The organism is Bdellovibrio sp. GT3 (assembly GCF_037996765.1).
GTDB lineage: Bacteria > Bdellovibrionota > Bdellovibrionia > Bdellovibrionales > Bdellovibrionaceae > Bdellovibrio.
The window spans coordinates 414,785-440,124 of record NZ_JBBNAD010000005.1; the positions used below are offsets into that span (position 1 = coordinate 414,785).

19 protein-coding genes are annotated in these 25,340 nt (G+C 45.7%); 10 read left to right on the plus strand and 9 right to left on the minus strand.

The window, feature by feature from the left end; genetic code table 11:
* Positions 1–41: 41 nt before the first annotated feature.
* The 5 genes from AAAA73_RS09390 to AAAA73_RS09410 form a co-directional block, all read right to left on the minus strand.
* Complete coding sequence (locus AAAA73_RS09390; protein ID WP_340598046.1) at positions 42–1,418, minus strand: S41 family peptidase; 1,377 nt, start codon at positions 1,416–1,418, stop codon at positions 42–44.
* Between the two features lie 4 nt (positions 1,419–1,422).
* On the minus strand, positions 1,423–2,556 hold the full coding sequence (locus AAAA73_RS09395) for a murein hydrolase activator EnvC family protein (RefSeq protein WP_340598047.1): 1,134 nt from the start codon (positions 2,554–2,556) through the stop codon (positions 1,423–1,425).
* A gap of 3 nt (positions 2,557–2,559) precedes the next feature.
* Entirely contained in the window at positions 2,560–3,459 is a 900-nt protein-coding gene (locus tag AAAA73_RS09400) for a cell division protein FtsX (protein ID WP_340598048.1), read from the minus strand.
* Positions 3,456–4,118 carry a cell division ATP-binding protein FtsE gene (gene ftsE, locus AAAA73_RS09405; protein ID WP_340598049.1) on the minus strand — a complete coding sequence of 221 codons (663 nt, stop codon included), beginning with the start codon at positions 4,116–4,118 and terminating at the stop codon, positions 3,456–3,458. Before ftsE ends, AAAA73_RS09400 begins: the two co-directional genes overlap by 4 nt.
* Before the next feature lie 61 nt (positions 4,119–4,179).
* Positions 4,180–4,434 carry a hypothetical protein gene (locus AAAA73_RS09410; RefSeq protein ID WP_340598050.1) on the minus strand — a complete coding sequence of 85 codons (255 nt, stop codon included), beginning with the start codon at positions 4,432–4,434 and terminating at the stop codon, positions 4,180–4,182.
* Between the two features lie 119 nt (positions 4,435–4,553).
* Here AAAA73_RS09410 and AAAA73_RS09415 point away from each other — a divergent pair, with 119 nt between their 5' ends.
* The 6 genes from AAAA73_RS09415 to AAAA73_RS09440 all read left to right on the plus strand — a co-directional run bounded on the left by AAAA73_RS09415 (position 4,554) and on the right by AAAA73_RS09440 (position 14,726).
* Positions 4,554–5,279, plus strand: a complete 726-nt coding sequence (locus AAAA73_RS09415) for a DUF481 domain-containing protein (protein ID WP_340598051.1) — start codon at positions 4,554–4,556, stop codon at positions 5,277–5,279.
* 16 nt (positions 5,280–5,295) lie between these two features.
* Complete coding sequence (gene mscL / locus AAAA73_RS09420; RefSeq protein ID WP_340598052.1) at positions 5,296–5,763, plus strand: large conductance mechanosensitive channel protein MscL; 468 nt, start codon at positions 5,296–5,298, stop codon at positions 5,761–5,763.
* Between the two features lie 91 nt (positions 5,764–5,854).
* Complete coding sequence (locus tag AAAA73_RS09425; RefSeq protein WP_340598053.1) at positions 5,855–7,288, plus strand: hypothetical protein; 1,434 nt, start codon at positions 5,855–5,857, stop codon at positions 7,286–7,288.
* Between the two features lie 74 nt (positions 7,289–7,362).
* Entirely contained in the window at positions 7,363–10,041 is a 2,679-nt protein-coding gene (locus tag AAAA73_RS09430) for a penicillin-binding protein 1A (RefSeq protein ID WP_340598054.1), read from the plus strand.
* Positions 10,038–12,983: an excinuclease ABC subunit UvrA gene (uvrA, locus tag AAAA73_RS09435; protein ID WP_340598055.1), complete on the plus strand. Its 2,946-nt coding sequence runs from the start codon at positions 10,038–10,040 to the stop codon at positions 12,981–12,983. The genes AAAA73_RS09430 and uvrA overlap by 4 nt, the downstream gene beginning before the upstream one ends.
* Positions 12,984–13,004: 21 nt before the next feature.
* Entirely contained in the window at positions 13,005–14,726 is a 1,722-nt protein-coding gene (locus AAAA73_RS09440; protein ID WP_340598056.1) for an ABC transporter ATP-binding protein, read from the plus strand.
* Here AAAA73_RS09440 and AAAA73_RS09445 read toward each other — a convergent pair.
* Positions 14,719–15,501, minus strand: coding sequence for an alpha/beta hydrolase (locus AAAA73_RS09445; RefSeq protein ID WP_340598057.1), 783 nt, complete (start codon positions 15,499–15,501; stop codon positions 14,719–14,721). The two genes, AAAA73_RS09440 and AAAA73_RS09445, sit on opposite strands and share 8 nt — an antisense overlap.
* A gap of 375 nt (positions 15,502–15,876) precedes the next feature.
* On the opposite strand from AAAA73_RS09445, the gene AAAA73_RS09450 reads away from it, so the two are divergent.
* The 4 genes from AAAA73_RS09450 to AAAA73_RS09465 all read left to right on the plus strand — a co-directional run bounded on the left by AAAA73_RS09450 (position 15,877) and on the right by AAAA73_RS09465 (position 20,547).
* A complete protein-coding gene (locus AAAA73_RS09450) occupies positions 15,877–17,433 on the plus strand; it encodes a sigma 54-interacting transcriptional regulator (protein ID WP_340598058.1) in 1,557 nt (518 codons plus the stop codon).
* A gap of 189 nt (positions 17,434–17,622) precedes the next feature.
* Positions 17,623–18,495, plus strand: a complete 873-nt coding sequence (locus tag AAAA73_RS09455) for a hypothetical protein (RefSeq protein WP_340598059.1) — start codon at positions 17,623–17,625, stop codon at positions 18,493–18,495.
* Between the two features lie 25 nt (positions 18,496–18,520).
* Entirely contained in the window at positions 18,521–19,558 is a 1,038-nt protein-coding gene (locus tag AAAA73_RS09460; protein WP_340598060.1) for an aminoglycoside phosphotransferase family protein, read from the plus strand.
* The gene (locus AAAA73_RS09465) at positions 19,555–20,547 is read left to right on the plus strand and encodes a sugar phosphate nucleotidyltransferase (RefSeq protein ID WP_340598061.1); all 993 of its coding nucleotides are present in this window, start codon (positions 19,555–19,557) and stop codon (positions 20,545–20,547) included. The genes AAAA73_RS09460 and AAAA73_RS09465 overlap by 4 nt, the downstream gene beginning before the upstream one ends.
* 1 nt (position 20,548) lies before the next feature.
* On the opposite strand, the gene AAAA73_RS09470 is transcribed toward AAAA73_RS09465, so the two are convergent.
* The 3 genes from AAAA73_RS09470 to AAAA73_RS09480 all read right to left on the minus strand — a co-directional run bounded on the left by AAAA73_RS09470 (position 20,549) and on the right by AAAA73_RS09480 (position 25,268).
* Entirely contained in the window at positions 20,549–21,520 is a 972-nt protein-coding gene (locus AAAA73_RS09470) for a hypothetical protein (RefSeq protein WP_340598062.1), read from the minus strand.
* Between the two features lie 9 nt (positions 21,521–21,529).
* Positions 21,530–23,002: a hypothetical protein gene (locus AAAA73_RS09475; protein ID WP_340598063.1), complete on the minus strand. Its 1,473-nt coding sequence runs from the start codon at positions 23,000–23,002 to the stop codon at positions 21,530–21,532.
* A 79-nt stretch (positions 23,003–23,081) separates the two neighbouring features.
* Positions 23,082–25,268, minus strand: a complete 2,187-nt coding sequence (locus AAAA73_RS09480; RefSeq protein ID WP_340598064.1) for a TadE/TadG family type IV pilus assembly protein — start codon at positions 25,266–25,268, stop codon at positions 23,082–23,084.
* Between the last annotated feature and the right edge of the window lie 72 nt (positions 25,269–25,340).

The following is a 25,340-nucleotide window of genomic DNA, read 5'->3' on the forward strand; positions in this document are numbered from 1 at the left end:
AGTTGCGGTAGAGTAAGGCCCCTATTTTTCGGAATCAATAACTAGCGCGTCAAACCCTTCATGGTATTCCACGCCTTAAGATAGCTAAATGCTTGATATGCTTGGTAATCTTTCTTCAAGATATTGTCGCGAGGCGACAGCTTTTCTTCTTTTTTCGACCCAACGTCCTTCCACCAAGCCAAAGCACCTTCTTCAGCACCCTTTTTAACATCCAGCTTTTCAGCAGCTTTTTCCTTATCACCTTTCAAGTGACCAGCAATATCACCCTCGCGAGTGGTTTCTTGCTTCTGGATAGATTTCGCGAAAGTTTCTGGATCGATGTCTTCGATTTCAACATCAGGATGGATACCTTCCGCCTGGATCGAAGTGCCACTTGGTGTGTAGTAACGCGCAACCGTAAGTTTTAAGCCGGAACCGTCACCCAGTTTAATAACTGACTGAACGGAACCTTTACCGAACGTGCGTTCGCCAACGATCAAAGCTCGCTTATTATCCTGAAGTGCTCCGGAAACGATCTCACTGGCACTGGCTGTGTATTCATTCACCAGAATCACAAGTGGAACATCCGTGTATTTGCCTTTTTTCGTGGCCATTGCCACTTCTTTTTCAGCTTTGTTACGACCGATCGTTGAAACGATCACGCCTTCTTTCAGGAACATGTCGCTGACTTTAACTGCCTGATCCAACAAACCACCCGGATTTCTGCGCAGGTCGATCAACATACCGTTAAGTTTGCCATTGGCTTTAACATGGGCCTGGATCGCACTTTCCAAATCTTTGGAGGTGTTTTCAATAAAGCTTGTGATACGAACATACGCAAAGCCGTCACCCATATCGGTGTATTTCACGGACTTGATTTTCACCACACCACGAGTGATCGTGATATCGCGTGGCTTTTCTTCTTTTTCACGCACTACACGCAAAACAATTTTAGTGCCTTTTTTACCGCGCATGAACTGAGAAGCCTCAACCAAACTCATACCTTTGGTGCTGTTGCCATCGATAGCAATAACTTTATCACCAGCCTTGATACCCGCCTGCCAAGCTGGCGCGTCTTCGATTGGAGAAATGATTGTCAGAATTCCATTCTGATTTGAGATCTCGATACCCAAACCACCGAACTCACCACTGGTTTCAGTTTCAAAATCCTTGAAGATTTCAGGCGGCATAAAGTTTGTGTGGGGATCCAACTCGCGCAGCATCCCTTTGATCGCTCCGTACACAAGTTTTTTGGTATCCGTCTCTTCAACGTAATACTGCTGAATCAGATTCAACACTTTACTGAAGTTTTGCAGATCGGCGTAGCGATCCTGCGCGAATGCACGGACTTGAAAACCGGTTTCAGCCATTGCAAAGATTGTCAGAAGCAGAATGCCTCCGAGAATATAAGTTTTCCAGTAGCGTTTAATACTTTGCATGTGGTTAGAGTCCTTTCATCCACTGTTGCGGGTCGTAGGGTTCCGAAAAATGTCTAATCTCAAAATACATTCCCGCAGGCAAATCTGCGGAGGCATCACCTGAGGTGGCAACAATCTGGGATTGAGTAATTTCATCCCCGGTTGTCACTTTGATTTCTCCGGCATGGGAATAGACAGAATAATAGTGATCGCCATGATCGACAATTAAAGTATTTCCAAATCCAGGAAGTTCACCAACATAGGCAGCTTTTCCATCAAAAACTGACTTAATCGCACTTCCGGTTGCCGCCGAAATAAAAATACCTTTGCTGTTTAAAGTGTAAGGGTGATCCTTTGCTTTAATAAGTCCAAATTTTTGAGTTACGACACCTTCCAAGGGTCGAGGTAGCTCACCTTTGGAATCCATGAATGATGCTTTAAATAAGGCATCAAAGACACCCGCATCTTCCACATTAAACTGCTCGGATTTCTCTCTAAGCGCGCTGATTTTGTTTTCAGCGAACATTTTCGACTTGCGTATACCATTTAGAAGTTTGTTTTTTAAGTTTTGCTCAGCTACGAGCTTGGTTTCCTGAGTGGAAATTCGCGCTTCGACGGATTTCAGATTCTCCAGACGCTGCGCCAGGGACTTCCTTTTATTCTGAAGATCCTGGACGTCATGCCTGTATCCTTTAATCAACTCCAAATCTCTTTGGGCAACAATTCCTAAAATTTTCAAATTGCGATCCATGGAAACAGAGCTATCCGCATTCAAAATGAAACGCGCCAGCGGTTGGCCACCCAATTTATAGATGGCCTTTAAACGCTCCGCCAGCTGAGCTCGCTGAAGTTTCGCTTTTGAATCCAGCTCATCCACTTTATCCGTCAGGTTCTTAATATTAACTTCCAGTATGGAGCGTTGCTGGGATAACGACCCACGCTCCGTAACTGTTTTCTTAATTCGTTTATTGATTTCGTACAATCCAGACAGAACCTGTCGCTGCTTTTGTTCGGCATCCGCAAGCTTCTGCTTTGTGAACTCGATGTCTTTGCTAATTTCATCAGCCTTTTCCGCAGACGCACCGACAGCCGTGGCTGCATGAGCTGCGGAAACAGTAAGCAAAATTGCAAATGCCCCAAGGGCCATCGATCTTTTCAAATCCTAAGCCCTCTGACTTGCGGCCGCATAGCCATCATTAATTCGTCTGACACAAAGGTAGGAGCCAAACGCTCCCAGTAACGTTCCGCCGATTATCATCGCGGCAATCATTGCCGGAGAAATAAAACTCAATTGCTCGCCCAGTCTTAAGAAGCTTAGACGACCGTTCACTACTGTTTTTCCAATTGAGTACATTCCCAGACAGATCAAAATCGCCATCGAGGATGAAACAAAACCCAGCAAGGCCCCTTCTTTAAGAAACGGCTTGCGGATCATTGATGAAGTCGCGCCAATCATTTCCAGAACGACAATTTCATCACGATGTACCTGAACCGAGGCACGAATTGCATTGGACATAACAAAGATGGAAGCAATCAAAACAACAAAACCAACCAGGTTCAGTGACAAATTGATTGCGGATACAAATGCTCCATACTTTTCAACCCAATCCTGCCCAAAGCTTACATCATCAACTCCGGAGCGGTTCTTCAAATCCGCCGAGATCGCCTGCAATGTCCTGCTTTGTTCTTCAGTTGAAACATCAGATTTCAATTTAACCTGATAGCTTGAAGGAATCATTTTCAGAAGTTCTTCGTCCTGGCTGATATCTGGAGCATAACTTGCCAATTGAGCACGAAAATCCGTCAATGCCTTTTCCTGGGTTACCAGAGCAAAGTCGCCAATATCTTTTTGGGATTTAAAGTATGCTTCCAATTCCTGCCGGCCTGCTTCGGAAATATCCGATGACAAATAGACAGTCAGCTGAACATCCTCGCCCCAATGGGTCAGAATATTTTTGAAGTTCTGCGACAAAAGAGCCGCAGCTCCCATAACCACAAAACATGCAGTGACCACAATTAAAGTCGATAGCTTCAGTGCCAGATTTTTTTGCGGAGGTCTCACTTGCTATCCCCCACAATCATTCCTTCCTTAAGCTCAAGAGTGCGTTTCAAACGACGCTTCACCATTTCATGATCATGGGTCGCAACAAATACGGTTGTCCCCTGGGAGCAAACCCGCTCCAGCAGATCCATGATCTCTTCACTTAAGCGCGGATCCAGATTTCCCGTGGGCTCATCGGCAATAAGAACGCCAGGCTGATGAACGATCGCACGTGCAATCGCCGTTCTTTGCTGCTCTCCCCCTGATACGAAATCAGGATATTGATCGTGCTTATGGGCAAGTCCCACTTGTTCCAAAACATCGTAAACTTTTCTTTGAATTGCTGGTGCTTTATCGCCACGAATTTGCAGTGGAAGTGCCACGTTTTCGAACAATGTCCGGTCTTTAAGCAATTTGAAATCCTGAAAAATCACGCCGATTTTCCTGCGGAAGAACGGCACCTGACCATCACGAATCTCTCCCAGATCATACCCTGCAACTTTCACTTCTCCGGAAGTGGCCAAGTCATACGCAGAAATCATTTTAAATAGAGTTGTCTTACCTGCTCCACTTGGACCTGTTAAAAAAACAAATTCACCCTGATCGATCTTTAAATCGACGTTCTTCAGGGCATGCACTGGTCCCGGGTATGTTTTATAGACGTGAGAGAATTCAATCATCTCTCTATCTTATGAAAGATGGAGCATGATTCATACTCGCCAGAAGTCGAGGATTTGCCTTTTAAGGCATTCCCCCAGCCATCAGAGTATCAATGATCTTGGAGTGTTGACGATGAAGGGCCTGTTTGATCGCTTCAGTCGGTTGATTGGAGCCCAATTGCAGAACTCGTTCATGTGGAGTTTTGATGGTTTTCAGAACCGCACCGTTGCAAAAAATTCTGCTCACCAGAAATGGATTCGCCATGCCCCAATCTTCTGTTTGCACGTGGTATTTTTGTCCGCGAACTGTGATATCTGAATTAAAGCCTTTTTGCATTCCAACAAACCTCGATGTTCAATTTAACAAAGATTCATTACTTTCTCATCAAATTTTTATATGCACGGTGTTTTGACTCTTCAGGCAAGACCAATACTAAATGTCTATGGAGGTATATTATGAAGTTCGTTTCAGTTCTATTAATCTCAGCACTTACAACCATGTCCTTGGTCGCACATAGCCAGGAAGCTCCGCCTCCCCCATTTAAGGGTGAAGCTGAAGCCGGTGCCATCATGGTAACTGGTAACTCTAATTCAGAAAACTGGGCGGCAAAAGGCAAGGCTGCTTATCAACAAGACAAAAATATTTACAGCATGTTTGGTCAATATATCCGCACTGAAGCCAACGATGTTGAAAGCACAAAAAACTGGAACTTTGGTGTTCGTTATGACCGTGAATTCACAGATTATTTGGGCATGTTCGTGTCGCAAAAATATGAAAGCGATCCTTATGCGGGGTATGTACAACGTGACTCTACGGACATCGGTTTAAAATACTGGTTAGTCAAAGGCGACAGCTTCAACTGGAGCACAGAGGCCGGTTATCGTTATTCCAAACAACAAAACGTCGGCACTGGAACCACGTATGATCAGTTGATTCGTCTATACACTGAAATCAATACTGCAATCGACAAAGAATTTTCTTTCAGATATTGGATCGAGTATCTACCGAACATGACGAACCCTGATCGTTACCAGGTGAATACAGAGGCCTCCATCAACGCTATGTTAAATTCCATGTTCTCATTAAAGCTGGCTTACCTGCTACAATATCAAAACGAACCCGCTCCTCCGGGAGAATACAACACGACGACGACAACTTTGAATCTTGTCGCAAAGTACTAAAGAAAGGACTTTGGGTATGTTGAAAGAGTTTAAAACCTTCTTAATGAGGGGCAATGTTTTGGATATGGCAGTCGGTATCATTATTGGTGCCGCCTTCACTAAAATTGTAGGATCCTTTGTCAGCGATATGCTAATGCCTGTACTAAGTCTGGGCATGGGGAAAATTGATTTCGCAAACATGTTCATCGCCCTGAACGGCGAATCATACGCCACTTTAGACGCAGCAAAAGCAGCGGGTGCCGCGACTATCAATTATGGCGTCTTTATGAATGCGCTCATTGATTTTGTTATCGTGGCATTTGCGATCTTTATGATAGTGAAAGCTGCGAATCGTCTTCGCAAAGAAGAGGCAAAACCAGCCGACACCAAAGCTTGTCCTGAGTGCCTGACGAATATTCCTATCGCAGCAAGAAAATGCTCGGCTTGTGGAAGCCTGCAAGCAGGGCCTTCCATGTCTGGCAGAGCGCCCTCGATGAACGTCTAGTGTTTCAAATTGAGGCGTAAACTTTCCCCCTGAAAGTGACGATAATTGGTACTGCAATTGCAGCCGTTATTTAACATCAGGGGGAAATCAAATGAGTACAAATAGACAGTTCAGCAAATATACAGCTGTTAAAATAGTTTTCACCCTAATCACATTGATGACATCCGCAGTTTGGGCGCAAAGCCAATCCTCAAACAATTCTTCAAACAGCAATAGTAGTAACAATAATAGCAGCAGCAGCAACAACAATAATAATAACAACAGCGGCAACTGGGATAACTCTCGTTATGTATGCAAAGAATATCAGGACGACCTTCGTGATGCGAAGAACGATTTGACCAAACTCTGCAGAGACGCTGGCGCGGGGGGCGGTTGTGCCGAAAAAGTTGCATCTTGCAGCAGCGCTGCGGGAGCAGACGGATCTTTGAATCTTTATTCAACTGCAGCCACTGCAGTGGGCTCTGATAATGCCTTGGGAACTGCATTGGGTGTGATGGGCCAATCCGGCGGGGGCGGCAACGGTTGCCCCCAATACACTTTTCAGGACTACTTCAGCAAAAAAGATAAATATACTGATGATCTGGATAAAACTGAAGAGGACCTAGCTGCTCTTTCTGACGAAAAAGCGGAAGTTCAGGAAGATTTCAATAAAGAGATCGCAGACCTTCAGGAAGATCTGAATAAGGCCCAAGAAGACCTTCAACAAAAAAAGCGTGATCTTGCCGATCAAAAACGTGACCGGATTGCAGAGTTCCAAAAAGCTCAGAATGATTCCAAAGACTCTTTGGATGAATTGGGAACACAGCTTTTGGATCTTCGTGGCAAGGTGATTTCCGCCCAACGCGACAAGGCTTTGCAACTTATATCACTGACGGAGGCCTCCGCTAAAAGAGGATGCCTGAAAGCCGTAAGTGATCAAAAAGCCCAAATGGCGAAAGATAGTTCTTTGAGTGGCCTGTCTTCCGGAACAATGATTTCAAAAGCAAAACGTCAAAAGCAGGATCTGATTGCAATTTGGAATGATTGCATGACTGTTTACGAACAAAAGCGTCAGGCTCTTTTAGAATCAAAAAAACAAGAAGAAGAAACTCTGGATAACGAGATCAAGAAGGTTCAGGATAAAATGACTCGCGTTCAAGACAGCCTGGATCTGGCCGGTTCTCAAATGACTGAAATTCAGAATCAAGCCACCACTGAAGAGCAAGAAGCCGAACAGAATCTGACTAAACTCATGCAGAATATTCAGAACAAAATGACGGCAGCCAAACAAAAGTTGGAACAAAAACTTCAGACAATTGCCACAAAAACAACTCAGTACGGCGAGAAGATCAATCGTTTAAGTACTCAGATTTCACGACTTGGTGTTGAACCTCCGTCTGGGACAACCACGACTGCTACTGCGATTTCTGGCGAAATGGCTGATAAGCAGGAGCAAATTGAAGAACTTCAAAGCTGGGTTGACTCCGCTTGCGGCAGTATGAAAAACAATCGCGGAAATTCAAGTCAACAAGGCGGCAGAAGCTAGCCCTCGGACCAGTATCTCTGGACCCTCATGTAACACACTGCTAGAATGGGGCTTCGTTAAAGGAGCCCCTTACAGTGTTAAAAAAAATCATCCTGGCATTCGTCGCCCTATGTATCCTTGGTGTTGTCGGCGCCGTACTTGCTTATCAAACTGTTAAGTCCAATCTTCCCCAAATTATTACGGTTCAAGATTACAAACCTGAACTTGTAAGCCAAGTTTATGATCGCAACGGAAAAAAGATCGGCGAGTTCTTTCGTAAGCGCCGAACCTTGGTTCCCTACGACAAAATTCCAAAAGATCTGGTGAACTCCTTCCTTGCGGCAGAGGACGATCAGTTCTTCCAGCATAAAGGCATCAACCCACAAGCGATCTTCCGTGCTGCTTTAGCGAACTTAAGAGCCGGTCGTTCCGTACAAGGTGGTTCAACGATCACTCAGCAGGTTGCAAAAACCATGATGCTTTCCTCTGAGAAAACTTTGACTCGTAAATTAAGCGATATCCTGTTGGCAATTGATATGGAAAAAAATCTTTCCAAAGAAGATATTCTTTTCCTTTACCTGAACCAGATTTACTTCGGCCAAGGCGCTTACGGTGTTGAGCAAGCAGCGCAAACTTATTATCGCAAGCCAGTGAACAAACTGACTTTGCCGGAAATGGCTATTCTTGCCGGCTTGCCAACAGCTCCAAGTGCTTACAATCCAATTCGCAATCCATCTCGCGCCAAAGAAAGACAGATCTATGTTTTGCGCCGTATGGCAGAAGTGGGTTTCATCACTCAGGAGCAAGCCGAAAAAGCAATTCAAGAGCCTGTTAAAGTTTATGTTCGCGAAAACTACGAAGAATATGCTCCCTTCTATCTTGAAACCGTTCGCCAAATGCTGGTCGCACAACTGGGCGAAAATATGGTTTTGGATAAAGGACTTAGAATCTATACAGCATTGGATTTGAAGCAACAACTTGCCGCTCAGGATTCAGTGATGGCAGGCCTTAAAGGACTTGATAAACGCCAGGGTTACCGTGGTCCTATCAAGAACATCTCTTCGGATTCAGATATTGAAGCCTTCATCACCGAGAACAGAACGAAGTTAATTGGTGATTCCACACCGGAAAGAATCATCCAACCCGATGGCAAATATGCAGACCTGATTGCTCCAATCGACACAAAAGCCGCAAAAGAGCATCCCCTGCTGCCTTCTTATATTAAGATTAATGACACCGTTCAGGGTGTGGTTTCGAACGTGGATGACGCTTCTGGATTGGTTTACGTGAAATTTGCGGACTCCCAGGGTTTGATTGATATCGATTCAATGACTTGGGCTCGTAAGCCTGACTCTGAAAAACGCTACGACCTTGCGACCATCAAGAAACCATCCGAGGCACTCAAAAAAGGCGACGTTATCCTTGTTAAGATTGTCGGCGACAAGTTCTCTCCAACAAGAACGATCGCTCCTAAAAAAGGTGCTGCACCTTTGAATCTGCCGGATTTCAATAAGTACGTAGATTTGGAACTCGATCAGGAGCCACTTGTTGAAGGTGCTTTGATTTCTCTGGATCAGGATTCACAAGACGTTCTGGCAATGGTCGGCGGTGTGAACTTCGCAAGAAGTGAATTCAACCGTGCTATTCAAGCTCCTCGTCAAACTGGTTCTTCATTCAAATCCATTGTCTACGCATCTGCGATGGACAAAGGCTACAATCCTGCGACACCTATTATGGATGCCCCATTGGTGTATGAAGGTTCAACTGGTGATGAAGAGGGTCAGGGCGATTCGAAGGATTCCAAAGTTTGGAAGCCCGCGAATCACTCAAAAAGTTTTGGCGGCGACATCATCGTACGAAATGCTTTGTCGCAATCTTTAAATATTCCTGCCGTTAAAGTGATCGAAGATGTTGGGGTGCCTTGGGCCACTGAGTATTCGCGCCGTCTGGGAATCTTCAGTCCGCTGAATCCTGACTTCACTTTGGTTTTGGGTTCTTCGAGCGTGACTTTGTATGAAATGACAAAGGCATTCTCTGAACTGGGTCGCTTGGGCAAACGCACTCGCCCACTTTTGATTCATAAAGTGGCTGATGCCGATGGAAAAACCATTCTTGAAAATGTTTCCCTGGATGCACGCTTCGAAAGAGAAATGAAACCTTACGAAGATGATTTTGAAAATCGTCGTAAAGAGTATCTGGCTTTGATGGCTGATCCGGCAAAATTGGAAGAATTCAAAAAGAAAGAGCCAAAGAAGGCGGCCCTGGCTGAAAATCTTTTCTTCCAGGATCCAGAGCAACTGATCAAACCAACCACGGCATTTGTGATGACATCACTCCTTCGTGGTGTGGTTGAAGACAAAAATGGTACCGGTGCTCGTGCTCGCGCCTTGGGTCGCGAAGTTGCCGGCAAAACCGGTTCAACGAACAACTACTATGACGCGTGGTTTATTGGTTACACACCTCAGGTTGCCACGGGAGTCTGGGTGGGTTTTGACAAAGAGAAAAGTCTGGGTAAAGGCGAGGTCGGTGGCCGCTCTGCATTGCCAATTTGGGTAGATTACATGAAAGCCGCCCATGAAGGACTTCCTCATGTGACTTTCCCTGTACCGGATGGTATCGTGTTTGCAAATATTGACAGTGAAACTGGCAAGCTTGCAAATGCTTCTACCAAGAACATCCTGCGCCAGGCCTTCGCTGAAGGAACTGAACCAACTGCTGCTTCCAGCAAGCAAGAAGAAGCAACAGACTTTTACAAACAGGATTTTTCTGAGTGAAGGATATCCACCTCTGGGGTGTGAAACAGAACAACCTTAAAAACATCGAGGTCAAGATCCCGGTCGGTAAAATGACTGTGATCTGCGGCCCGAGTGGTTCAGGGAAATCCTCTCTGGCATTTGAGACCCTATTTGCTGAAGGACAACGCCGCTTTATTGAAAGCATGTCCAATTACGCACGCCAATTCCTGAATAAAGCACCAAAGCCTGACATTGAAGGCATCAGCAATATTCCACCGGCGATTTCAATCGAACAAAAGAACACTGTTAAAAGCTCGCGCTCCACGGTCGGCACAACAACCGAAATCATAGATTACTTGCGCTTGTTGTATGAAAAGATCGGCAAGTCTTATTGCCCGACCCATCACTGCCCGACTGAAAAAGAGAGCGTCACAGAGGCCACAGATAAAGTGATCAAAGAATTCACTGGTAAGCGTGGCTACCTCATGGTGGAAATTTCCGAGAGCGGACGCGTGGCTCAAGCCAAGAAGCTGCACTCATTGCTTTTGCAAGACGGTTACCTGCGCATCTATATTCCGAAGGTGGCGCCAACGGTAAAACCTGTTGCGACAAAAAAAGCGACTCTTAAGAAAACCAAAACCAAAGGTGCAACCAAAAAGACAGTCGAAGAGGTTATTAGTATTCCTATTGCCCCTTCCAGTTTGACCAATGAAGAAATGGGAACTGTTGTCGAGATTGGGGACCCGGCTGCAATTAAAAAAGGCCTCCCAAAGGAAACTTTCTATCTGATCATCGATCGTATGAGTTTCAATGCGGATGAAAGAGGCCGTATTGCCGATTCTTTAACGCAAGCTTATGAAGCGAGTATCAAATACAATACAAATCTGATCTCACGTAAAGCCACAATCCTGACGACCGAAGGTCAACGCCTGCAAGTCAGCGAAGAATCCTCTTGCCCGGTTTGCGGCTATACTCCACCGCCACTGACTTCAAGATTGTTCAGCTTTAACTCACCCATCGGCGCGTGCCCGACCTGTAAAGGTTTTGGAAATATTTTGGATATTGATGAAGCCAAAGTAGTTCCAAACCCTGCTATGAGTTTAGCCCAAGGTGCTTTAAGTCCTTTTTGGATGCCAAGTGCCGCCCACGAAAAAAAGCAGCTCCTTGCATATTGCAAGAAAGCCAAAATCGACATTCACACTCCTTGGCAGGAACTGCCGAAAGAGCACCGTGAAGTGATTTGGAAGGGCAACGACGATTTCTTTGGGGTTCGTGGCCTGTTCGAGTATCTGGACCAGATTAAATACAAAATGCATGTGCGGGTTTTTATCGCCCGCTTCCGCAGTCCTTTCCTATGCCCGGACTGCAAAGGTGCGCGACTTCGTGAAGAGGCCAACCATGTTTTGGTTGGCAGCGCGAACATCAATGAACTTTCCTCAATGATCATCGAGGATCTGTGCGAGTTCTTTAAAAAAATTGAACTTTCACCTCATCAAGTGGAAGTTGCCGGCGAAGTACTAAAACAAATCCGTTCTCGCCTGGAATTTCTAATGCGCGTGGGAGTTCATTACCTTTCCCTCAATCGTGAAACCAGAACTCTATCAGGCGGCGAATATCAAAGGCTGATTTTGGCAAATCAATTGGGCATGGGATTGTCGCAGGCACTTTATGTTCTGGATGAGCCAACAGTTGGCCTGCATCCACGCGACAACGACCGCTTGATTTCAATTCTTAAAGAACTTAAGGAACTCGGTAACACTCTGGTTATCGTTGAACACGATCACGACGTGATTAAATCCAGCGAAAACATCATCGAGATGGGACCGGGATCTGGATATCTTGGTGGAGAAGTCGTTTACTCCGGCACTACCAAGGAATTCTATAAATACGAAAAATCCAACACGGTTCCTTATTTGAAAGACAATAAACACCTGGCAAATCTTCGAACGATTCGCCCAGTGGATATCGAAACCTACAAGATTAAGATCGAACTAAAAGGCGCCAAAGGCCACAACCTTAAGAATCTGGATGTGGTGATTCCTTTGAATCGTCTGGTCACTGTGACAGGCGTCAGTGGATCTGGGAAATCAACGCTGATTTCAAAAACGCTGTATCCGGCTTTGGCGCGCGCCCTGGATCTGGAGTATCTTCCGGCCCAGGAATATGCCGGCCTCGAAGGTGTTGATCACATCAAGAATGTTCTTTTGATTGATCAATCCCCGATTGGAAAGTCTGCCAGAAGTTCACCGATTACCTACTTAAAAGCCTTTGATGCGATTCGAACAATCATGGCCAGCACTCCGGAAGCACAAACACGCGGCTACACGCCAGGGACCTTCAGTTTGAATGTCGACGGTGGTCGCTGTCCGGCGTGCAAAGGTACGGGCTTTGAAGAGATCGACATGATGTTCATGGATAACGTGGTTATTCCATGTGACGTGTGTGACGGTAAAAAGTATCGCAACGAAATCCTGGAAATTAAATACAAAGACAAAAACGTCTCTGAAATTCTGGCTATGACTGTAAGTGAAGCCATGAACTTCTTTGTTGCTCACCCTAATATCCGCAAGCCACTTTCTGTCCTGAAAGAGGTCGGCTTGGATTACCTGCAACTGGGTCAGCCTGCCAACTCCCTGAGCGGCGGGGAATCACAACGTCTTAAGATTGCCAAAGAGCTGTCTCAGGTCCAACAAAAGGCCACACTGTACATTCTGGATGAACCCACTACGGGACTTCATTTCCGCGAAGTTGATTTGCTGATGAAAGTTTTAAATAAGCTTATTGAAACAGGCGGCAGCGTCGTTGTGGTTGAGCATAATTTGGATGTGATCCGTGGTTCCGATTATATTATTGACCTCGGCCCTGAAGCGGGTAAAAAAGGTGGTAATATTGTGGCTCACGGCTCTCCTGATGACATCATGAAGGCCAAGAAAAGTCTGACAGGCCAATATTTAAAACGCTATATCGACGGGAATGCATAATACCCGCGAGACGGAAGTAGAATGCTACCTGAGATTAAAAAGTTACTTGCTGAAATTAAACCTCACAAAAAACGTTTTACCGTGGTTGCGGTCACCGGCATCTTGAATGCGCTGGCAACTGCACGGGTCGCTTTCTTGTCAAAGGTGCTATTCGATGCACTTTCAGCCAACAATCAGGATGAGCTTAAGAAACAAGTTCCAATCGTAATTGCACTTGGTTTTATTCAATCTATTTCCAGATACTATCACTTGTATAATATGAACTACATTTCTGAGGCAGTTGTCGCGCAGGTTCGCCAAAAACTTCAGTACAAGTTCATGCGTTTGAATCTCTCCTTCCACAACACCTATGCAACAGGCTCCGGCGGTTTGATCAGCCGTATTCTTAATGACATCAAAACCATTCAAGATGGTTTGCGCGTCGTTGCCGATATCTTTTTGTATCCACTCCTGCTGATCGGTTTGCTCGTCAATCTGGTTGTCATCGACTGGAAGCTGACTTTGGCGGTATTGATCGTTGCACCTTTGGTTGGAATGATTCTTAAGTCCGTTGCCCGCAGTATGCGCAAGTACATTCCGCGCGAACGCGACACCATGGAGCACATGACCTCCACCATCAAGGAAAGCCTGGATGGAGTGCGGGTTATTCAGTCATTCAATCTTGAAAAAGACATGGCAAAACGCCTTGAGGACGAATCAAACATCTTCCTGAAGATCCGCAAAATCGTATTCAAACGCCAGGAAGCAGCAGGCCCTGCAACCGAGTTTATCGCCACTTCCATCGTTCCGTTGATCATGCTGTACAATAGCTATGAGATCGCTGCGGGCCGCGGAACTGCTGGTAACTTTATTGGCTTTATCGTTTCCTTGTTGATGGTAAATGCTCCAATCAAAAAGATTCAGGAAGCTTACATCCGTATTCAGGAAGTTGTGATTTCAGTCCGCCGTATCTTTGAAATCATCGACAATACTTCAGAAGTTCCGGAAGTTGCCAATCCTGTTGCCTTCCCTAAAGACTGGAAAAAGATCAATTATAAAAACGTAAGCTTCAGTTACGGCAAAGAGATGATCCTTAAAAATGTGAATCTGGAAATCAACCGCGGTGAAGTGGTGGCCTTGGTCGGCGCCAGCGGCTCGGGTAAATCGACGATCGTGAATCTTCTGGAAAGATTCTTTGATTCAACTTCCGGTGAGATCCTTATCGATGGCGTAAATATCAGAGACATGGGCTTAAAAGATCTTCGTCGCAATATCGCTCTGGTCACTCAGGACGTGTTCTTGTTCAGCGATACCATCGAAAAGAATATCTGGGCTGGTGACTACAACCGCGACCGCAATGACATTCAAAAAATGGCGCAACTTGCAAATGCCCACGACTTCATCATGAAGATGCCACAAGGCTATCAAAGTCGTGTTGGTGACCGCGGAAATCTTTTGTCTGGCGGTGAAAAACAACGTGTCAGCATTGCTCGTGCGATGTTTAAAGATTCTCCAATCCTAATTCTGGATGAAGCTACAAGCGCCTTGGATACAGCCAGCGAAATCGAGGTTCAAAAAGGCCTGGATCACCTTCTGGAAGGTCGTACGGCTCTGGTGATTGCGCATCGTCTGTCCACAATTCAAAAGGCTGACAAGATTGTCGTCATGAAAGCCGGTCAAATTGTGGAAATCGGAACACACGCAAGCCTGTTGTCACTAAAAGGCGAATACCACAACTTCCACAGCCTGCAACAGACTACTTAAACTGCTCCGACAACCATTTCATCACATACGGCATGCGACAGCTCCAATAGCTGTTCGCATGTGTATTATCCTTACCACAATCCTTAATGCCAATTTCAAATTCAGGATGGTTCTTTTTTAGTTCCTCAATGAAGGCCTTAGTATCCGGAGTATCTTTCAAAAACGAATCCGCAGAGCCAATCTCTAATTGGAAATTCTTAAAGGGCAGACATCTCTCGCTCCCTGGCTTTTTTAGCTTGTCACAGATATGGCGAGCGCTGCGGGCTTCAAAGTCCTTGCCGACACCATAGGAGTAGTAATCTTCTTTGGGCTGATTTTGATTGGTGGTTGGAGTCCAGATTTCCGAAGGCGTTCGAAACACCGGGCTCATGGAAAAGACAGTACACACCAAATTGGGATTACTTAGACCCAGTTGTAAAGCTCCATTTCCACCCATGGAAATTCCAAATAAAGCGCGATCACAGGGCTCGTTCTTGATAACCTGAAAGTGAGTTTCGATATGTTCAACCAAGTCTTTAGTAACCATATCGGCCATCTTTACCTTGGAGATCGCACCGTTCATCCAGTAATGACTTTGGCCGTTTGGAGCAAAAATCAAAAACGGTCTACCGCCACTACGAATCGTTTGGTCATAAGCCTCCAGGCCACCAGCATATAATAGTGAATCACGATCGCCTCCGCGCCCATGCAGAAAAATCGCATAGGGGTACGGGGTCACTGTATCCGGCATATAACCCGGAGGAACGATAACGTTGAATTCAACTTTCTTTTTCAAACTTTTTGAAAAGAAATTCGACGAAAGACAGCGCGACGTAAATACTCTTTGATTAAAAACTTTCGCATCATACGGTTCACACCTGTTAGTGTTTGCAAAAACATTGAACGAAATCAAACCTAGAAAAACGCAGAGAATTAGACATTTCATATCCTTTAACGATAGCACATCACATTTTCGTTTCAATTTGAGTCGGCACATAAACATGGGAAATCACGGAGTTATTTCCCGTAGATCCTAAATCAGTGTACGAAAATTATATGACCAAGGTCCGGGTTTGCATGAACTTTCGACACAACCCTCAAGTCCGTCTAGTTTCTTGACGATAAAAATATCGACAGTTTGAAAGTTCTAGAAAAAGAAAAGGGAGTTGAAATGATTAATTGGGATGAGTTTGAACATATACATGTTATCAAAAAACTCAAACATATCCTTAGCGCTTGGTGGAATATCGACGTTGTATTCACTGACGAGCGAGGTGCACTAAGAGGGTATGACTCCGGCAAAGCTGGTTTCAACAATCCTGCAATCGCGGCTTTGGTAAATAAAGAAGCCGGTCAAGCCAGCATTGCTGAGCTTGTAACGAAATCACTTGATGATCTTCGTACTTCACAAAACCGCTTTTCATTGCGCAAGTGGGACATGGTTGGTTTTGATGTGGGTGTATTCCCTATCATGATCGAAAACGATTGTGTTGGTACAGTTGTGGCGATGGGTTTCTTCCGTGAAGCCAACTTTACTTCACGCATGACTGAAATCCGTGAGCGCTTGGCCGCTTTCGGCATGTCTGGCGAAGTGATTGAAAAATGCTTGGGCAAATTGAAGTTCCTGGATGACCATGAACGCACACACTTCACTGAAGTTTGTGAATTGGTTGCTCAAGAGATCGTGACTCTTCACTTGGAAATCACTTCCCGTGAAGATCGCATCAAAGAATTGAACAAAGAACTTGGCAACAGATTTAAATACGACAACATGATCGGTAAATCCAAGCCAATGCAATCCCTTTACGCTTTGCTTGATAAGATCAAAGGCGCGGACTCCACAGTTCTGGTTCAAGGGGAAAACGGTACGGGTAAAGAGTTGATCGCAAAATCGATCCACTACAACTCTCACCGTAAAGAAAAGCCATTTATCATTCAGAACTGTTCTGCATTCAATGACAACTTGTTGGAATCAGAATTGTTCGGTCACGTGAAGGGTTCATTTACTGGCGCTTTGAAAGACAAAAAAGGTCTTTTCGAAATGGCAGACAAAGGTACATTCTTCCTGGATGAGATCGGGGATACGTCTCCACAGATGCAAGTTAAGCTTCTTCGCGTGTTGCAAGAAGGTACTTTCACTCCAGTAGGTGCGACTGAAATGAGAAAAGTCGATGTTCGTATCGTTGCGGCGACGAACAGAAACCTAAAAGAAATGGTTGAACAAGGCACATTCCGTGAAGACTTGTACTACCGTCTAAATGTTATCAATATCCGCGTTCCGCCTTTGCGTGAGCGTAAAGAAGACATTCCGTTCCTGACGGATTTCTTCTTGAACAAAATCCATGAATCTCAAGGTGGCGTTAAGCACCAATTGACGAAGCGTGCACTTGAAAAACTGTACGACTATCCATGGCCAGGTAACGTTCGTGAATTGCAAAATGAAATCGAAAGACTTTGCGTTCTTTCCGGCGAAGAATCCAAATTGATGGGTGAGCTTCTTTCCCCAAAAATCCTGGAAGCTGGCGAGAAAAACAAAGTTCAAGGTTCCCGTTTGCAAGGTAAGTTGAAGGATGCGTTGGAAGATCTTGAGCGCGAAATGATCCGCGAGGGTCTTCGCCGCACAGGTTGGAATAAATCCAAACTTGCAAAAGAACTGGGCATCAGCCGTGCAGGTCTTATCATGAAGGTTGAAAAGTACGGCCTTGATAAGCGTAAGATCGCCCGCTAATTTGCGGCACCGATTTTAAAATATTTACCCGTTCGAACTAAAATTAGAGGGCTTTGAAGGACTACTTCAAGGCCCTTTTTCTATGCTCCAAACACAGCTAAGCACATGAAATCACGCATATTTACCCGTACACTCAACACTTGGCACCGCTCTTGTATATAAGGGTTTTTGTTAAGGGGTGTTTTTAATATGCAAAGTACAACTTTGGAATCATCATTTGTATCTCGTCTTAAGCAGCTGGTGGAAACTCGCTACGGCAAAGACCTGCAAATCCGTCAGCTGATGGATATGTCAACGATGCTACCTGATCAGGATACATACTTGCGGGGCAATGACTTTCACGTTCCCATTAAAGTAAATGGCTCCCTGCTGGGCACTGCGATCGTTCCTTCTGCATTGGATCTTAATGCTGAAAAACGCCAAGGCGTCACACAGCTGATTCGCATGGTTCTGGAACCAGCTCTATACAAATGGTATTTGGAACAAAAAGAATCCAATCTTGTAGAAATCAGCAAAGCAAACTTCGCCACCGAGAACCTTCATGTATTCGGCGACGAGGCCATGCCAAGCATTGATGAACTTCTGGAAGACAACTCCGAAGACCTGGCCAAAGGTCTGTCAACGGAACTTGTTTCTCACTTGATTCACCTTGAGGGCTCCACCAACACGACAAACAAAAAAGTCGCTCTGCAATTGCATGAGCTTACTGGACGCTGGGCATTTGTTCCTTTCAACGACATCAAAGGTCAACTGCACTCCAGCTTCGATATCGCTAAAATGGGTGCAATGACAGTTTTCGTCGAAAGAATCGAAGATTTGAACTCTGCTGAGCAGGAATTACTACTGGATTATCTGCGTGAAGAGCATGAATCTGATGAACCTCTTATCATCACGAGCTCAGCTCTTAGCCTGGAAGAACTTGGCAAGCTGGAAGGCTTGGCATCTGACCTTGTTGACGAAGCTTCGGTGAACTGTTTCGAGGTGGACCGCGCTCCATTGACGACACAGGGTTTGAAAGAGGTTCTGGAGTTGTTCTTTATGAAGGAACCAGAGATCACATAAGTTCTTGTCTTTACAATGAGTGTCTGTGAGAATTTTTCTTATGGTCACTCATGATGCTTTTCTAAATTCATTTTTAAGTCGCTCTTTGTCCACTGACGCATTCAAAGTATTCTCTCTTGCGGGAGATGCTTCGAATCGTCGCTACTACCGCGTGGTGCATGACAATCAATCCTGGGTGCTGATGCGCTGGGAACCCTTCGATCCACTGAACTACCCGTTCATGAGTGTATTAAATCACTTTTCAAAAAATGGCGTCCATGTTCCTAAAATCGTTGCGATGTCACCGGAAGAGGGTCTTGTTCTGTTGGAGGATCTTGGCGATTTGATGCTGGAGCGAAAGTTCTGGGAAAGCCAAAGTCATGAATCTTCCATGGAGTGGTATAAAATGACTGTGGATGAGGTTGTTAAAATCCACCACAAAGCGACGTTGGATAATGATCCGAACTGTTCCGCCTTCAAGATGAAATTCGATACTGAAAAGTTCCTGTGGGAAATGAATTACGGCAAAGACAATTTGCTGGCCGGAATTCTGAAGTTCCCTTTCAACGAAAAGTCCAACAAGGAAATTTCAGATATCTTTTTGGATATCTGCTCGAAGCTTGATGCCGAACCCAAGCGAATTGCTCATCGTGACTATCACTCCAGAAATGTGATGATCAAACTCGACAAAGTCCATATTATCGATTTTCAGGACGCTCGATTGGGTCCGATCCAATACGACCTGGTTAGCTTAATGCGCGACTCTTACGTCGATATGAGTGACGATATGGCCAACAAACTAATCAACTACTACCTTGAGCAATCAAAGCAGTATTTGCCCAAAGACTTCTCCCGCGAGCATTTTGACCGCGTGTATGAACTTCAGTCCATTCAACGCTGCTTTAAAGCCTGCGGAAGCTTCGCAAGCTTCTTCCATCAGCGTGAAGACCGTCGTTACCTAAAATATCTGTCTGGCACTCTACGCAGAGTCATGAAAGCCATCAACGAGTTCCCGGAATACAAAGTATTTGCGGATATTCTGATTGATTCAGGTGCATTGGAAAGAAAGTACGAATCCCTATGAATGTAATGCTTCTTGCAGCTGGCGAAGGAACTCGTCTTCGCCCTTATACGAATATTCTGCCCAAACCTGCCATGCCATTTCTGACTATTCCCTTGGCGGCACACTCCTTGGGCTTTCTGCAAGAAGTGGGAATTTCGAAGCTTGTCGTAAACACCTATCACCTGCCTGAAAAAATCCACAGCTTGTTCAACAGAATCAATCACGGGGCGCAAAAGCTCGTGTATTGCGATGAAGTGGGTGAAATTCTTGGGAGTGGCGGCGGACTCAGCAATGCCCGCGAACACTTCAAAGGTGGCGGTGATTTCATAATGATGAATGCCGACGAAGTCATCTTGCCGAAGGATTCCGAAGTTCTAAAAAAAGCCATCGCCCACCACAAATCCTCCGGTGCCTTATCCACTTTGATGGTTATGGATCACCATGAAGTTGGTACCAAGTTCGGCGGTGTTTGGACAGACTCTGCCGGAAACATCAAGGGATTTGGAAAAACAAAAATCGAGAACTGCGAAAAGGCCTGGCACTTCATTGGTGTGCAAATTCTGTCCGAAAGAATATTCGACTATCTGCCAGCGAGTGGCGTTTCCAATATTCTATATGACGGCGTGATGGCTGGGGTTGCCAAAGGCGAGAAAGCTCAAGTCTTTCCGTTTGAATGCACTTGGTTTGAAACCGGCAATCCCGCGGATTTGCTGGAAGCCTCCAAGCACTGCTTGCAGGTTATGATGGCCACTGATTCCCCGGAAAAACAAGCTCTTGAGAAAACATTCTCGCAGTTTGCAAAAGCGCGAATCGTTACGCAAAAGTTTGATCAGGCCACTTTGCAGTTTTCTGCAGAAGCGCTGATTGACAACAACTCAAAATTTTCTGGTTTTGTAAGTGTGGGATCTAGAACGACTATCGGAAAAGATTGTGTTCTGGAGAATGTCATTATTGGGGATGACGTGACGGTTGCTGACGGCACTCGCGTCAGCAACACGATCCTACTATAAATTACTTCTTTAAATCGATATCAGCTGAACCAAAAAATGAGTCCTGGCTTTCTTTGACTTTGTATCGTCGGGACATCATTAGAAAAATACTATCAGCGGCCACACCAATGGGTTCGCCGTTATAGTTCTTGCTCATGCCTGCCGCCAGTCTGGACGGATCCTTATCCAGCAAACTTGCCGAACCAGAGCCACCAGAGCCTGCGTATCCAGGGTATCCAGCACCAGATGATGAACCATCATCGCTGGGTAGTCGACCACCGCCGCCACCGCCAGCACCATCTTCATATCCATTCACTGCTGTTGTGGAGCCGATCTTAACTTTTTCCAAAGCTTTCTTTTCAACTTGGGCTGCCCCAGCCATCGCCGAATCGATTGCACCTTGTGGCAGACCCGCCGCCGCCATACCTGCAGCTGAAGTCATATCATTTACATTGTAAGAGGTTCCGTCCGGCGAAGTGATTTTCGTTGCTGAACCATTCACCAAACCCTTGGCTTTTAAATCACTAAGACCCGCTTCGGCTTTTTTCATATAGTCAGAGCCAACTGCCGCCACAGACTTATACTCTGGATCACTTGTTACGGATGAATTGTAATTACCATTCGAGCCATAGGCGTCAGACAAGTCCCCTGTGTAAGCAGCTTGAGATGCCTTATTGCCATCTTCTTTTGCCTGCTTCATGGAAAGAATCGCCATCGCCGTAAAGGCGGCGGCAACTGCACAAGCACTTTTATCGTCAGATGAACAACGCGACCAATTGATTGCGGCAATCCCAAACTCCGTGGCACTGGCCACGGCATTGATTGCCTGACCTTTGTTATTGGCTTTTGCAGAATCATCAGCAGAGCTGTTTACCGCAGTAGCATAGGAAGAAGTATTGCTGCCATCCACTCCCGAAGTTGCAAATGAGCACACCGGAGCCATTGCCAAGCTAAGAGTGCACGCCGATGTTGTTATGGTTTTTATCATCTTCATCGCGGTCTCCTAGTTATTAATTAATGAGGAACGGTTGTCCTGGTAGCGCTCGCGAACTTTTTCCCAGTTGGATTTTCCACCCTGACCGGTCACTTCTTTGCTCGCGTTTGTAGTTCCACCATTCATTTTCAAAGGATCTTTTGCTCCGCCTGGCAAGTAACTGCGATAGCCCGACTTATCACTGTCGGCATCTCCGCCACCGCCCCACATACCACCACCTCCGCCGCCACCACCGGCGCCGCCAAGGATGTTTGTATCAAGAGCTTTCTGACCGCTTTTTTCCTCACCTGCAGCACCAGCGCCACCGAAGCCGCTGCCACCACCAAGGTTTGCTCCGCCACCACCAACAGGGGCCCCTGCGCCACTGGCTGCGCTGGAAGGATTACGAGCACCTGAAATATCAGGGTCTGCGTTGCCCACAGCAAGATCTGCTGCCGTCAAACCGTCAGTTCCCGCTTCTGAAGAACCGGCCGATAGAGCTGACAAGCCACCACCAGAGGCATTCATAGATGCTTTAGCAGCTGTGGATCCACAACCTTCAAGCATTGGATTTTTTAAACAGATACACTCTGGCAAATTTGCATTAGCTGCAACAGCACAAGTTTCAGCAGTCGTTGCACCTGCAGTTGAAGCATCCGCACTGGATTCTTCTTCACAGCTTTCACCTTGTTTTAGTGATTGTGCGATACCAAAGATACCTGCCGCAGCAGAAATGGCCAACTGTGCATACTTTCCAGTACAAACTTCAGCTTTACCAGCGACGGAAAGATTGTTTCCTTTTTCAAGTTCTTGAGCCACAGCTCTCGCCATCGCATTTCGAACTTCGTAATAAGCAGGTTTACATGCTTCTGGGGCATTCGGATTCTTACAAGTAATACTGAGCTGACCATTTAAAACTTTGTACAGTTTTGTAAGTCCATCTCGAGCAGCTACACACGACATACCACAACCCGCCTTCATAACACCACATGCACCGGTGTAAGCGGTCATAGCGTATTTTGCGATATCCATAGCCTTAGCAAAGTTACTGCACGAATCCTTTACCGCTGCGCTCCCCACCGTTGACATCAAAGTATTAACTGCGGCAACGCCATCTTGAATTGCAGGACTCCAATTCTCTAAACAAGCATACGCAGCTTTTTCCTGGCGACTGATACATGCTTGACGATTGTTTTTATATTCGATCATTGCGTCACGAATCGGTATTTCAGCTTTATCCAAAACTTGCACCCATTGAGCAGCAAGACCTTTATAGTTGGCTTCAATTTGCGCATAAACGCTATCCAACCCCCTGCCCGCACCATCAGCGCCATCGGGAGGATCTTTTGAGGGATTTATAGTAGTTGGTGTTGAACCGGCAGCTTGCTTTTGCTTTGGAACACCGACATCTTTTTCAGAATAGGAATCCTGAGCAAATACTGGAGTGTGCGCAAAGCTTATTGCAAAAAGAATAGTAAACACGCGATGAATCGCATTACTCATAAATGTTCCCCTACCTGTCTCTTTTCGGACAAAAGTCAGAGAATCTTAAGTGTCTCATTTTGAGAAATTAAGAATGAATCTAGAAGTCTGAAGGAGGCAAATTCTTGATCTTGGCAGCTCCGGAGTTATCTCCACCCAATTGCAGCTCAGAATTCAAATAGTCAGAGGAGATCATTTTAACCGAGTAACCGGAGCTTCCACCCACAATACAATTGCCAGAAGTTGGCGGAGCAGGAGTTTCACCCTCGTATTTAGGTTCAATTGTACACTTACCCAGCTTGTTGGTGTTCAAAGAGTAGTCAAGCAGACCGTTGTCAGCCCACCCCGTAAGAGTGTGCTTCCAGTCCTTGGAGATATAAGTAAGTTTTTGATCAATATCCAGCTGCAGTTCCTGAATCTCGCGGTTTTTCAAAACCTTATATTGATCCTTCACACTGAATGCTTCCAGGTTTTCGCCACCCTGGTTGTAATCCTTGTGATGTCCGATATCGGGTCTTACAAGCTTATCGAAACCTGAAACCACTTTTGGGATGAACTTGTCTTTAATGCGAGTGTAATAGTTATGATAGAAGTCCGGCTCGATAGAGTAATAAGCCATATCGAATTGATCTGGTAAAACTGCCAGTAACTCCAGATTTCTGAATCGCGAAGGTCCGCGTGTTTCTTCGCTCCAAGCCAGCATATCCCCGTTTCCGGAATTCTTTTTTGCAAAGTCGAACGGCAATTGCTTCCAATGATCGAAGTTCGGTGCATTGTCACGCAAGTCAGCTTGTGTGTTTGAACGCCCCTGGCTCCAAGTTGGATCTAATCTGAAAATGGCGCGACCGAATTGGAAAAGCAAGTTACGGCTTTTCATCCCTACCGGATCACCAATAAAGCGGCTGTAGTTTCCGGCACGGGTTGCATCTTTAGGGTTACCGATATTGCTTGTATCGAAAATTCGCGGAGGCAGATTCTCATCCATCTTTCCGCCACCAGCAGATCTGTCAGATCCAGACGGCCATTGGGATTCATACCAAGGACCCATGCGACCACCAAAAGGCTTAAAGAATGCGCGCGCACGTAACTGCACGGAACCCAGTGGTGAGAATGGAATATTCGGCGTCGCCGTCGCACTCACACCCACATAGGCCATACACCAAGGGTTCTTTTCAACACCCATGGAGTAGTTGTACGGATCTTCAATATTTTGGCGAAGCCCTACGAACTGAGAAAGCTCACTAATCTCTCTCCACAGTGGATGGCCCTGATCCTCGCGAACTTCACGCGGCCAATTGTTTCGATCGGATGCCAATTCTTTTGGAACAGAAACGATACGGCTCTCTTCCTGTCGGCACTCAGTATCGATATAATTGAAAGCCGGTGCAATTCTGACTGGCACCAACCATTTTGCAGGCATGGTATCCGTTGCAGGATTATTACAACCTTCAGCACCAAGCGAGTTGTACACTTGCACCCTTAGAGCATCGTTGTTGTTAGCTGATGTCAGATTGTTTCTAAGGGTATTTAGAATACCTGTCTTAACGCTATCACCATCTAAATCATGAAAGTCACTGGTGCTGTTACTCATGGAGCGCGACATTGCCGCGATCAACAACATGCGATCACCTTGATCGATATTATAAGCCACCACATATTGAGCCAGCAGACGGTAGTTGAATGCACCGAAGTATCGGCAACGTTCAAAGGCCCGACTGCGTAAAAGTTCAGTCGCATTACTGATCGCCGCATTGATGCTATGGTGCAGAGCTATGGGTTTGGTTTGCTCGAAGATTCTGATGCCACTGTTGGACTTCAAAAACTTACATGTATTCTCCCCATCCGGCATCGGCTTGAAAGGAACGTAAGTGGCACAAAACGAAGGTGCATCGTAAAAGTCCCGCGCACTCATGTTGATGTCATCAGTGTCAGCAGATCCCGGGCGCAAGGTCAGACCCCGCGAAGGATCTTTTAAAAGCGGATGCTCCTCGAAATCCCCGGCAGTTCCAATCATACGATAGCGCCAAGCCAGCAACTTCCAGCTTTGACGAATCTGATAGTTCACATGTGCGATGGCGTTCATGTTCTCGGCCTGCTTCATCGCCCCATAGTAAGCGGCGAAATCCACAGAGTTTTGCAGATTGATTTTGTGGTGAACCAGAAGACCCACATTGATGACCATCGCGAAAAATATAAACAGTATCTGGAATATGAGGGCAACAAAAAGAGCAACCTGACCTTTGCGATTTCTCAGTATTTGAATAAGTGGTGGTTGGTCTTTCATCATGTCGTTTGATTATTGTCGCGTATACCTTGCGCAGAGGCAATAACTCGACCTTGAAAACTTTGACTTGTTCTA